The 11,090-nt window shown below is 70.1% G+C and carries 9 protein-coding genes and 1 pseudogene; 2 read left to right on the forward strand and 8 right to left on the reverse strand.

The annotated features are described in order from the left end of the window. Nucleotides 1–133 precede the first annotated feature (133 nt). From B0E53_RS08615 to B0E53_RS08630, 4 genes are all read right to left on the reverse strand, one after another. On the reverse strand, nucleotides 134–367 hold the full coding sequence (locus B0E53_RS08615; protein WP_107075528.1) for a hypothetical protein: 234 nt from the start codon (nucleotides 365–367) through the stop codon (nucleotides 134–136). Continuing rightward, nucleotides 364–942 carry an RNA polymerase sigma factor ShbA gene (gene shbA, locus B0E53_RS08620; RefSeq protein WP_107075529.1) on the reverse strand — a complete coding sequence of 193 codons (579 nt, stop codon included), beginning with the start codon at nucleotides 940–942 and terminating at the stop codon, nucleotides 364–366. Before shbA ends, B0E53_RS08615 begins: the two co-directional genes overlap by 4 nt. Nucleotides 943–1,092: 150 nt before the next feature. After that, nucleotides 1,093–1,983 (reverse strand): M23 family metallopeptidase, encoded by an 891-nt coding sequence (locus B0E53_RS08625; protein ID WP_246835302.1) that lies wholly within the window; start codon nucleotides 1,981–1,983, stop codon nucleotides 1,093–1,095. Between the two features lie 333 nt (nucleotides 1,984–2,316). Then, a complete protein-coding gene (locus B0E53_RS08630) occupies nucleotides 2,317–3,027 on the reverse strand; it encodes a hypothetical protein (RefSeq protein WP_146167624.1) in 711 nt (236 codons plus the stop codon). 464 nt (nucleotides 3,028–3,491) lie between these two features. Between B0E53_RS08630 and B0E53_RS08635 the strand changes: the two genes are divergently transcribed. Then, nucleotides 3,492–4,229 carry a hypothetical protein gene (locus tag B0E53_RS08635; protein ID WP_146167625.1) on the forward strand — a complete coding sequence of 246 codons (738 nt, stop codon included), beginning with the start codon at nucleotides 3,492–3,494 and terminating at the stop codon, nucleotides 4,227–4,229. Nucleotides 4,230–4,365: 136 nt separating this feature from the next. Here B0E53_RS08635 and B0E53_RS08640 read toward each other — a convergent pair whose 3' ends face one another. The 4 genes from B0E53_RS08640 to B0E53_RS08660 all read right to left on the reverse strand — a co-directional run bounded on the left by B0E53_RS08640 (nucleotide 4,366) and on the right by B0E53_RS08660 (nucleotide 9,267). Continuing rightward, nucleotides 4,366–4,965, reverse strand: coding sequence for an alpha/beta fold hydrolase (locus B0E53_RS08640; protein ID WP_107075533.1), 600 nt, complete (start codon nucleotides 4,963–4,965; stop codon nucleotides 4,366–4,368). A gap of 171 nt (nucleotides 4,966–5,136) precedes the next feature. Continuing rightward, the gene (locus B0E53_RS08645; RefSeq protein WP_107075534.1) at nucleotides 5,137–6,171 is read right to left on the reverse strand and encodes an alpha/beta hydrolase family protein; all 1,035 of its coding nucleotides are present in this window, start codon (nucleotides 6,169–6,171) and stop codon (nucleotides 5,137–5,139) included. A 400-nt stretch (nucleotides 6,172–6,571) separates the two neighbouring features. Continuing rightward, a complete protein-coding gene (locus B0E53_RS08650) occupies nucleotides 6,572–7,714 on the reverse strand; it encodes an N-acetylmuramoyl-L-alanine amidase (RefSeq protein WP_107075535.1) in 1,143 nt (380 codons plus the stop codon). Nucleotides 7,715–8,250: 536 nt separating this feature from the next. Then, nucleotides 8,251–9,267, reverse strand: a complete 1,017-nt coding sequence (locus B0E53_RS08660) for a glycoside hydrolase family 3 N-terminal domain-containing protein (RefSeq protein WP_210405994.1) — start codon at nucleotides 9,265–9,267, stop codon at nucleotides 8,251–8,253. A gap of 514 nt (nucleotides 9,268–9,781) precedes the next feature. Between B0E53_RS08660 and B0E53_RS08665 the strand changes: the two are divergent. Further along, nucleotides 9,782–10,869 (forward strand): annotated as a pseudogene (locus B0E53_RS08665) (IS630 family transposase). Nucleotides 10,870–11,090 lie beyond the last annotated feature (221 nt).

Below are 11,090 nucleotides of genomic sequence, written 5' to 3' on the forward strand. Positions count from 1 at the left end.
GGGAAGCGGTCATCTGCGCGAGCGGCTGCACCGGGATCAAAGGAAGCATGGCTGCTCGGCCGCCTTCGACGACTACACCGTCCTGACAGGCAGCCACGCCGGCAGAGCGGACGGCACAGATGAACCAACCGAATCACCGCGACCTGAAGCAGACGTCCGTCCGGCCGTACCGGCCATGAATGCCCGTCACGTCGGCGTTCTCCTCGTCGGCGGTGAGGTCGGCGCGCCAGGCGGCCAGCATCGCGGTCAGGCCGTCGACGTCGGCCTCCCATCCGCCGCCTTCTCCGAGCACGTCGAGGAGCAGGTCGTCGTGGGCGACGGTGGTCAGGTCCGGCTCCTCGCCACCGTCGGGCCAGTGCTCACTCATGCCGCCACCTCGTCGGTTCCGTCGCCGGCAAGGGCACGGAGTCGGGCGAGGGCTCGGGACTGGGCCACCCGTACGGCCGGTGCCGACATGCCGAGGATCGTGCCGACCTCCTCAGCGGTGAGACCGACCGCCACTCGCAGCGTGATGATCTCCCGTTGCACGTCGGGGAGGCGGTGCAGCAGCACAGAGAGTCGACGGGCCAGATCCGTCGCGACGGCCTGTTCCTCCGGCCCGGGCGCGGCGTCCGGTAGCTCCAGCGGGGTGTCGGTGATGGCGACGGCGGAGCCGCGCACCGCCGCGCGTTGGGCGTCGGCGACCTTGTGCGCGGCGACCGCGAAGACGAACGCCGAGAACGGCCTTCCCTGCTCCCGGTAGCGGGGAAGGGCCTTCAGCACCGCCAGGCACACCTCCTGCGCGACGTCGTCGGCCGTGGTGTGCGCGCCGCCGGTGCGGCCCAGCCGTGCCCGGCAGTAGCGGACGAGCCGTGGCCGCAGGTCGGCGAGCAGGGCCGCCGCCGCAGCCCGGTCGCCTGCGGCGGCCCGGCGGACGAGCTCTGGCTCGATCGCTGTGGTCATGGGATACGAGGCGCCTTTGTTGCCGGCAGGTTAACCGCACGCTATCGAGACGTGAGCCACTTGCCTAGCCCACGTTGGTCATCGAACGGAGATCCAAGAGAAGTTGTTGCATGCGGCGACCTCACATCCCCGTCCGGAGGATGGTCCGGGTCAGATCCAAGGTAGAGGATCGACTGGACGGCCGCCGAGACGTACCTCGAAGTGCAGGTGGGGACCTGTGGAGGCACCGGTCGATCCGACGAGTCCGATGACCTGGCCGGCGCGGATGCGCTGACCGGGCGACACCATCAGTTCTGACTGGTGGCCGTAGCACGTGGACAGCCGCTGCCCGTCGGCCCTGCCGTGGTCGATGCAGGTGTAGTTGCCGTAGCCGCCGTACCAGCCGGCGCGCGACACGCGGCCGTCCGCAGCCGCGCGGATCGGGGTACCGATCGGGGCGGCGAGATCCACACCCGGGTGCAACTGCCACACGTGGTAGTACGGGTCAAAGCGGGTGCCGTACCTGCTGGTGAGCCGGCCCGACAGCGGACGCCCGAGCCGGCCCCCACCGACCGTGGCGACGGCGCGGGCCGGTGCCGCCACGGCGGGCACCGTGCGCACGCGACGGTTGATTTCCTGCCGCAGCCGCGCCTCCTCCGCCCGGCGGCGGAGGAGTTCGGCCTGGCCGGAGGTGATCGCGCCGGACAGGGCGACAGCGCGACCGGTGGGGGTGTCCACCACATCCGCGGAGTCCGCCACGGCGAAGGGCGACGCATCCGCATCCCCGCCGGCGGTCAGGGACGTCAGCAGTTGCAGCACCGGGTCCGGCCCGCGCTGCACCCTGGCGAGGTCATCGCGGGTCCGCGCGAGAATGTTCTCCAGGTACTGGATCCGGTGCTGGACGTCGCCGAGCGCGGCGACCTGGCGGGCCTGTGGGGTGACGGCGGCGTCCACCGGCGGCTGCGGATACAGGTCGGCGCCGGGGTCGCCAGCGATGAGCGCAGGGGCCGATCCGGGGCTCACCATCGGCCCGTCGCTGCTGGGCGGGGCCGAGATGCCCACCGGTGGTAGCTTGCCGGCGGTCGGCGGAGTAGTCGCGGGTGGCGCAGTCGGTCGGGTCGACGCACTGGCCGAGGGGACCGTCGGCGGCTTCACCGTCGGCGGCTTGATGGGCGGCAGCGTCACCTTCGGTGGTTTGACCGGTGGCAGCGACACGGTCAGCGACGGGATCGGCAGGCCCGGCAGGGCCGGCAGGGTCGGCAGGGGCCCCTGCGCTGATGAGCTTGGTGCCCCGGCGGTCGCCGCCCCGGCGTCCAGGCAGAAGGATGTGACCACCAGCGTCGCCCCGGCGACGGTCGCCAGTGTGGCCTGCCTCCACCACCGATCGCCCATGACCTACTCCTGCCGTCGACCCCGTTCGCGTCCCTCTGCTACATCGGATCCCGGTGCCTCGTCGTTACAACCGGCCGGGGGCGGCAGGCCGTGACGCCGCCGCAGCCGTCGACGCGTCAGCAGGGTGCCCGCCGCGACCGCGCCGACCACCACCGCCGCAACGGCCGGCACCCGCAGCGAACGTCCGGGCGGCCGGACCTCACTGGCCACGGCCGGCGGTGGATCTGTGGCGGCGGCAGTGGCCGTGGCCGTCGAGCTCGGGAGGAGATAGGCGTTGCTGGCGATCTGGGGATCCGACGCGGTGGACTCCGCGGAAGTGACACTGACCCGGTTGCGGACCACCGTGCCCGGCGGCACACCCGGGCGGATCCGCCCGGTGATCGTGATCCGCGGCACCGCTGCGGCGGCACCCAGGAGCAGGTCACCGAGGTCGCAGACGACGATACGAGGGGATGCTGCACACCGACCCGGCTCGGCCTGGGCGATGACACCGTCCAGATCAGCCGTGGTGGTGAACGTAACCCGGGTCGCCGTGAGGGTGCCCCTACCGGAGATCGTGATGGTGTGGGTCACCCCCTGCTCGGGCAGCGCGCCGAACGGTGTCGACGTCAGCACCGGCGTGGCGTCCACCGCAGGGGTCGGTGGCGGCGTCGGGGCAGCCGCGGCCACGGCGCCCATCATGCCCGCCACCGACGCGGCGACAGACTCCCACATTCCCACACTGTAAGCCGAGCGCCCCACGATCGCCCCCGGCCGGTGGACCGCCGTGCTCAACCCACCCCGAGATCGTGCCAACGCGTGCTCCGCCGGGTCCTCCCAAATACCACCGGGCGGACCTGCAACTCGCCGCGGGTCCGTACCCGCGGGCTGCGAAACCAGCGCTTGGGCCCACCGCACCCAGCTGCCGCTTGGGCTTCCCCCGCGGTGGAGAACGAGATCCTGCGCCCGGGCGGCGGTCGATTTCGCGCGGGAAAACGTCCTCCCAAGAGGATCTACCCGGTCGGCGATCCCGCCGCCAACGGGATCGCGGTGGCGGTGCTGGCGTACGTGCTGCGGCGTAGACCGACAGCCGCTCTGCGTCGGATGGCACAACCTCTTCGCCGCGGCAGCATGGCTGGTCGATCGACATACACCCGCTGGCCGCCGCCAGGGGGCGCGTCCAGCCAGGAAGGTGAATCGTGGAAGAAGCGGTGAGCAAAGAGGGCAGCGGGGCGCGTGCGGACCGGGGGACAGGCGGGCGCTGGGGCTGGTGGGGCATCGTATTCGTCGCCGCCTTCGTCGCCAGCATCGCCGCAGGCGGCGTCTTGAAAGCAGGAGAGAGCCTCTACCTGCCGGAGGCATCGGTGACGCAGCTGCGTGACTACTACAGCGCCAGCGGCGCTGCGGTGATCGCCCAGTCGGCGTTGCAGGTCCTGGCGGCCATCGCCCTGTACCGGTTCGGATACCGGCTGCGCGCCGCGCTGCGACCTGACGGTCCTCGCACGGCCGCCGTTGCGGGTTGGGGCAGTGCACTCGCCGCTGGGGCGCTGCTCGCCTCCGTGGTGTGCTCGCTGGCCCTGGTGCAGGTCGCTACGTCGGCCGGTGACGCGGTCGTGGCCGGCCTCGGCAAGACGGCGCTCGTACTCGGCGGTGCGATACACCTTCTGGGCTCCGGCATATTGATCAGCGCGGCCTCAGCGGTCGCCTGGCGTACCCGCCGGCGGCCGCGATGGGTGTTCGGCTACGGCACGTTCGGCGGCCCGCTGGTGGCGGCGTCCGCCCTCTCGATCGTGCTGCCACCGCTGGTCCGGCCGGAACCGGTGTTCCGACTCCTCGCGGCCGTGTGGCTCGTCGGCTTGGGCATCGGGGTCTTGCGTGGGGGCCTTGCCAGCAGCCGCGTCAGCCAGCCGTCCCCTCGTGCCGAAGGCCAGGCATGACACGGACCCGGTCCGACTCGACTCCATGGGGGACCGCCGCACCGGCCATCGATGCGAAGTAAGGCTTCAGGGTCAGCGTCTGTGTGCCGCCTCAGCGGCGATGACGGCCCGATCCCCGCGCATGGGCCGGCGATGATCAGGAGGTGTGGGCTCCTGGCTGTCCCAAGGTGACGGGTCCGAGTTCGTCCGGACCAATCGTCCTCGCCACGTCGCTCAGGTCGTTGTTCAGCTGGTGATCGCGCCCGGGCAGCCGGTGCAGCTGAGCCTGTGGGATTGCGCGGGCGTACAGGTCAGCATGCGATGGTGGGGCAGTCTCGTCCTGAAGTCCATGGAACAGATGCACTGGCACGCCTTGCGGCAGCCTCGCGCCCAGGTCGTGCGGTAGCTCGAACTCGTCGCCGGGCCAGCCTCCCGCACCGACGAACGGAGCGGCGATCAGGACGATGGCACCGAGCTCCCGCTCCGGTGGCCGCTGGCCGAGCGCGTTGATGAGGATCGTCCCGCCCACCGAGTGGCCGACGACGATCGCACCGTCGTCCAAGCTCGTCATCTCACGCCGGATGGCCGCGCTCCACCTGGCGTAGCTCGGGTCGTCCTCGTTCGGCATGCGCGGGTAGCGGATCTCGTAACGCTCCCTGAGCTCCCTCCTCAGGCTGTCGATCAGCTTGTCGTCCCATTCGTCGTGCGTGCCCGCTCCGCCGCCCTGGATGAACAGGACCTGCCGGGTCCCTGTCATGACGATCCACCTCGCACCCTCGTGACGATCCAGTCCGATACCCGCTGCCCGCCCGTGCGAAGCCCCGGGCGACCCACCGGGCGCGTCCCAGCCGCGCCGACCCCATGCACACAAGGGGGAGGGGAAAGTGCCCGCTGGTGGCCGGGCCGGTCACCAGCGGGCACTCGTGCGTTACTGCTCCAGGGAGCGGGTCGTTACACCGCGCCCCGCCTCGAGCGCCCCGAGCAGCATCGGCAGCGCCCGGTGCAGCTCCCGCTGCCAGTACGGCCAGCTGTGTGTGCCGGGGCCGTAGAAGTCGGTCGTGACGGAGACGCCGAGCTCGCGCAGCTGGGCGACGAAGTCGAGGTTCTCCTGGTGGATGAGTGCCTCCAGGCTGTTGGTCTGACCCGGCGGGTCGAATGGTCCGCCGGCCGTGCCGTCGCCGGTGGCCACGAAGAGCGCTGTGTGCCGCAGCTGCTTCGCCAGGTAGTACGGGTCGTGGTCCTGCCAGATGTTCCGTTGCGCGATCGGGTCGCCCCACAGTGCGTACGGGTCCAGCCCGGTGCGCCCGAAAAACGGCAGCCAGTAGGACGGGTCCTTCAGCGGGTGCACGACCCCGCTGAACGAGGCTGCCGCGCGGAACATGCCCGGGTTGCGGGCCGCGTACGACATCGCCCCGAAGCCGCCCATGGACAGGCCGGCGATGGCGCGCTTCGGGCCCGCGCCGTACCCGCGCTCGATGATCTGCCGCACCTCGGTCAGATGGAACGTCTCCCAGGCCGGGACGCCGCCCTGACCGCCGTTCCACCAGTCGCTGTACCAGCCGGCGGCACCCGCCTCCGGCATCACGACCAGGACGTCCTGAAGTTCCGGGATGCTCGCCACGTCGGTGGAGCGGGTCCAGCTGACGTACGAGTCGCAGCAGCCGTGCAGCAGGTAGAGCACCGGCCAGTGGTCCCCGGGCGCCCGTTGCTCCCACCCGTCGGGCGTCAGCAGCCGTACCTTGGCGGCGGTGCCAAGCGCCGGCGACTGGATCGTCAGATCGACCAGGTGTGGCCCGACAGCCGTCTCCTCGGCCACGTACGCGCCGTCGGAGGCCCGGATGGGCGCGGGGGCGGCGACGCCGGCCGCCACCGAGTCGGGGGCCGCGACGGCCGCGGGTCCGGCCACCCCGGCCAACGCGAGCCCAACCGCCACGGTGGCGCTGATCGCCGGCAATCTTCTCATGACTCCTCCTCCGTGACCGCGGGGCAGGCTGCGCCGCGCGGTCCTTCACGGTCCGGGCGGAACGATCCCGATCGTTTCCTGCGGGTGGCGGGGAGGCAAAGCTGTCCACCGTCGGCCAGCGGCCAGCGGACGGGCGTGGGCGGTGATCGGCGCGTGCTGCGCGACGAGCGGTCCCGGCGGTGACTCGATGCGTGACGTCCCCAGCGCTGCGTGCGGCCACGGTCGGCGAGGTCCAGGAGAACCTCACGGCAAGCATGCGACCTTCAAACGGTGCAGGCCGTCCGGGATGTCACCGGCACGGCCATGCCCGTTGAGGCGGGATCCACGACGGCCCGGTGACGTGGTGCCATCGTCCTCGAAGCCGACTCAACGAGGCATGCATCTGCGACCGTGTCGGTGCCTACGCGGCGTGCGGTTGCTGGAAGGCCGAGCGGACTGCGCCACCGACAATCGCGCACCACGTGTCCACGTCAACCTTCCCGTTGGGTACGAGACCGTGGAGGCGCTGCATGTCCTGGACCGCCTTCATGGTGCTGTGGTCGAATTCGCCACTTGTCGTGACGTCGTCGTACCCCTTGCGGCCGAGCAGGTACTGCAGCGCGTTGACGGGAAGACCGTTGGCGTCTTTGTCGAGTGTCGGCACAAGCGCTTCCCAGGTGGCCGCGTCGAAGGTCGCGTCCGGGTCGACCCGAATCCCGTGCTTGGCTTGGAAGTCGGCCACGGCGGCATTCATGTCGTAGCCGAAGTCGCCGTTCGGGGTCAGCGGGTACCCGAGATCCGCGAGCAGGTACTGCGCGACCTGCACAACCGGGCCGTCGACGAAGCGCCAGATGTCGGGCCACCGACGTGCGGGGATGTCCGACTGTTGGGTACCGAGTGCTGCCGCGACACGCGAGCGCACCGTCGGGAACAACCGGTAGAAGGCGATGCCCGGGCACTGGGTGGTGTAGAAGTCCCAGTGGCCGAAGATGTCCCATGGCTGCAGCCGGAACTGCTGGCACACCGCGGTGCACAACCCCACCAGCGCGTCGAGCAGTGCGTCCGGCGGCGTCTCGGTGATGTAGGTGCCCTCGTTCTCGATCCCGATCGCGTTCCCGTTCTCGCCCGGGCAGTGTGCGGCGCTGACCTGGTGCCCGCCCGTGTCGAGCGTCTGCAGGCTGCGGTGCCGGCCCTCCAGCACGTAGCCGCCACGGCTGACCGTGAAGTGCTGTCCGGTGTCCACCCAGCCGTTGACGTCCATGTGCAGGTTCTGACAGTCCCGCGCCAGTTGCATCGCGTGGTCGCGCGAGTAGTCCGTGACGTTCGGGAACGCCATGTGGTGCAGGATGATCTTGTTGGTGACGTTGCCGGTGATCTGAATCGCTCCCCTTGGCGGACGCGCACCCCAGGTGTCGCAATCGATGATCCAGGGGAGCATGTCGCTGGGTGCGGCACCCGCTGGTGCCACCGCGAACAGTTCAGTGCCGACGATCGTCGCGATCCCTGTACCCAGACCTGCCTTGAACAGGGTGCGACGACCGACCTCGTGCCGATGAGCTGACATGCACTGCCTCCATGAGGGGTGTGGAACAACCACGACAACCGTTGTGGACCGGCTGACGATATTGATGCACGTCAGTCACGTGCGCGTACCGCTTGCCCGGCCGGCCGTCGTGCCGCGCATCGTCGCCACGAGGGCGCGGCGTTAGTGCGGTCGCAGCCACGCGGGCAGGAACGCCGGGCGGCTGTGGTCCTCGGCGGCGAGAGTCCTCTTCGGGTTCAGCCGATTCGCCCGCACCTGCACGGCGCTGAAGTACACGTCGCTGAGTGCCGGCCGTCGCCGTGCGAAGAAGACGCGGTGGGCGGACTGACATGATGCCACCTTCATCCGCGAGGATCGGTGGTGAAACCTTTCGACTATTCCACCGCACCGCTTGGCAATTTTCAACAGGTCGAGAGTCAACGGCGGCCTCGGCGACCGGGTCGGCTGGCGGTGGATGAACGTGCTTCTCCCGCTGCGGGTAGACGCGTCCGGCCGTACCGCTCAGATGTCGCGGCACAACCCCGGGTGGCCACATCCCGAGGCAACCTCACTGACAGTCAGTGAAGACGGGCCCGCAGATCGGCGATCCGATCCGCTGCGGCGATGAAGCCGGCGGCGTCGAGCTGGCCCCCGGTCTGGGCGTTGACCAGGGCGGCGGTGGCGGCTTCGCCCTGGCTGACGTCACGGGCGGAGCACAGGATGAGGTCCATCCCGGCGGTCGCGGCGGCTACCGCGCGCTGGCCGGTGCTGCCGTAGCGAGCCAGGGCGCCGGCTTCCAGGGCGTCGGTGACGGTCACTCCGGTGAACCCGATGCGGCCGCGCAGTTCCTGCCTGACCACGGTCGGCGACAGGCCGGCTGGGCGGTTCGGGTCCAGGGCCGGGTAGATGGCCCAGGACATCATGACGAGGTCGACGCCGATGGCGACGGCGGCCGAGTACGGGAACTCGTCGGTGCCGCGCAACGTGGCCAGCGACTGGGACAGGGTGACCGGCCGCGTGTCGGTGTTCTGGTCCGCTGCCGCCCGTCCCAGTCCGGGGAAGTGCTTGGCGGTGGCGGCTACGCCGGTGCGCTGCTGGGCGGTGATGAACGCCCGTCCCAGAGGCGCGACCGTGCCGGGGTTCGCGCTGTAGGAGCGCTGGTACTGGTCGATGAAGTTGCCCGCAGTGGAGTAGACGTCCAGAACCGGGGCGAGGTTGACGTTCATGCCTACCGCGGCGAGAGTGCGGCCGGCTCCGGTGCCCGCCGCGGCCGCCGCGGCCACCGGGCCGGCGGACTGGCCGATCCGCTTCTCCGACAGCGCGGGCGCCCCCGGCAGCCGCCGGATCAGGCCACCCTCCTGGTCGACCATCAGCAGCAGCGGCACATGGACCCGACTTTGCGCCTGGGCCCGTCGCAACTGGGCGACCACCGAGCTGATCTGGGCGGTGCTGGCGATGTTCTCCCCGAAGAAGATCACCCCGGCGGCCTCACCGGCGCGGATGATCCTCAACAGGCTCGCCGGTGGTGTCAACCCGGGATAGGAGTAGATGATCCGCTGCCCGGCCAGTTGCCGCCTGGTCAGGCCGGCCGACATGGTCGGCGCCGGCACGGACGGTGCCGGCGCGGGTGCCGTGCCCGGGGCCTTCGTGGGCGGCGGCGCGGTCGACGTGGCCGGCGATGCCACCCGTTCGCCACCCGACCCACCGGGCGCGGACCAGATTGAGCGTGCCGCATCAGGGGCGGACGGGGCGGGCGTGGGGGCGTGCGAGGACTGGCAGGCGACCATGGCAAGGCCGAGAGCCCCGGCCGCCAGAACGGTGCGAACCTTCGCCGCTGGGTACATGACCACCTCCGCGTAGCCCGCACCGATCCCGGTGCGCCTGACGGGACCCGACGATCGGTCGACGGTGACTGGTCTGCGGTGTTCCGATCTCATCAGCCGGCGACGATGAAAGGTGCATCCGCTCTGGCGGCGACCGCCAGCGCTGCGCCTGCCGGTACGAGTGCCTCCTGTCACCGGACCCCGCGGCGGCTCTATCAGCAGTATGGGCGGGAGATTCGTCGGTGACTAGTGTCCTGAGTCGTTAATTCGCTGGTAGATTGCCGGTGTGGGTGATGGCCGTGGTCCGAAGCTGGCGCCGCTGGAACTGACCGCCGAGGAGCGGGAGGAGTTGCAAGGGCTGGCTCGGCGGCCGAAGACGGCGCAGGCGTTGGCGGTGCGGGCGCGGATCGTGCTGGCGTGTGCGGAAGGGCTGTCCAACAGCGAGGTGTCTCGCCGGCTTGGGGTGTCGCTGCCGACGGTCGGCAAGTGGCGTAAGCGGTTCGTGGCCGATCGGGTGAACGGGCTACGCGACGAACCGCGCCCGGGGGCGCCACGGAGGATTGGCGACGCCCAGGTCGAGGCCGTGATCACGAAGACGCTCGAGGAGCTGCCGCCCAATCAGGACAGTCATTGGTCGACCCGGTCGATGGCCGAGGCGGTGGGGCTGAATCAGACCGCGGTCTCGCGCATCTGGCGGGCGTTCGGGCTCAAACCGCACCAGGTCGACAGCTGGAAGCTGTCGACCGACCCGCTGTTCGTGGACAAGGTCCGCGACATTGTCGGGTTGTACCTGGACCCGCCGGAGGCCGCCATGGTCCTCGCCGTGGACGAGAAGTCGCAGATGCAGGCCCTGGATCGGAGCGCGCCGATGATGCCCGGCGTACCCGGCCGGGTGACCCACGACTACGTCCGCCACGGCACCACCAGCCTGTTTGCCGCCCTGGACGTGGCCACCGGCAAAGTAATCGGCCAGACCCAGCGCAAACACCGCCACCAGGAATTCCTGCGCTTCCTGCGCACCATCGACCGGGCAACCCCGCCCGAGCTGGACCTGCATCTGGTGCTGGACAACTACGCCACCTACAAGACGCCCGCCATCCAGCAGTGGCTGCTCAAGCACCCCCGGTTCCACCTGCACTTCACCCCGACCTACTCGTCGTGGCTCAACCTGGTCGAACGCTGGTTCGCCGAACTGACCAACCGCAAACTCCGTCGGTCAGCCACCGCAGTGTCGCCGCACTGGAAGCCGACGTAACCGCCTGGATCGAGGCGTGGAACGCCGACCCCAAACCGTTCGGGTGGACGAGGACGGCTGACGACATCCTCGAAACGATCGCCGCATACTGCCAACGAATTAACGACTCAGGACACTAGCTCGCGTACAAAACCCAGTGAAGCGGCGGCCGGCTGATCGTGGCCGACCGGTGGTACCCGTCCTCGAAACCTGCTCGGGCTGCGGCATCGCGTGGCCGTTCACAGACAGTGTGGCTGGCCATCAACCCGTCTCGGACGTACTAGTAGTGCTTTGTTAGGTTGGGACGAGTTGGCGGCAGAGGGGGCAGAACCCGAGCCAGGTTGCGAGTAGGTACTGCAGT

It is taken from the genome of Micromonospora sp. MH33 (assembly GCF_003013775.1).
GTDB classification, from domain to species: domain Bacteria; phylum Actinomycetota; class Actinomycetes; order Mycobacteriales; family Micromonosporaceae; genus Micromonospora; species Micromonospora fulviviridis.

Coding starts and splice junctions, on each gene's coding strand:
- B0E53_RS08615 (WP_107075528.1), bottom strand. CDS start 367: ATGAGTGAGCACTGGCCCGACGGTGGCGAGGAGCCGGACCTGACCACC.
- shbA (WP_107075529.1), bottom strand. CDS start 942: ATGACCACAGCGATCGAGCCAGAGCTCGTCCGCCGGGCCGCCGCAGGC.
- B0E53_RS08630 (WP_146167624.1), bottom strand. CDS start 3,027: ATGTGGGAGTCTGTCGCCGCGTCGGTGGCGGGCATGATGGGCGCCGTG.
- B0E53_RS08640 (WP_107075533.1), bottom strand. CDS start 4,965: ATGACAGGGACCCGGCAGGTCCTGTTCATCCAGGGCGGCGGAGCGGGC.
- B0E53_RS08645 (WP_107075534.1), bottom strand. CDS start 6,171: ATGAGAAGATTGCCGGCGATCAGCGCCACCGTGGCGGTTGGGCTCGCG.
- B0E53_RS08650 (WP_107075535.1), bottom strand. CDS start 7,714: ATGTCAGCTCATCGGCACGAGGTCGGTCGTCGCACCCTGTTCAAGGCA.
- B0E53_RS08660 (WP_210405994.1), bottom strand. CDS start 9,267: ATGTCGGCCGGCCTGACCAGGCGGCAACTGGCCGGGCAGCGGATCATC.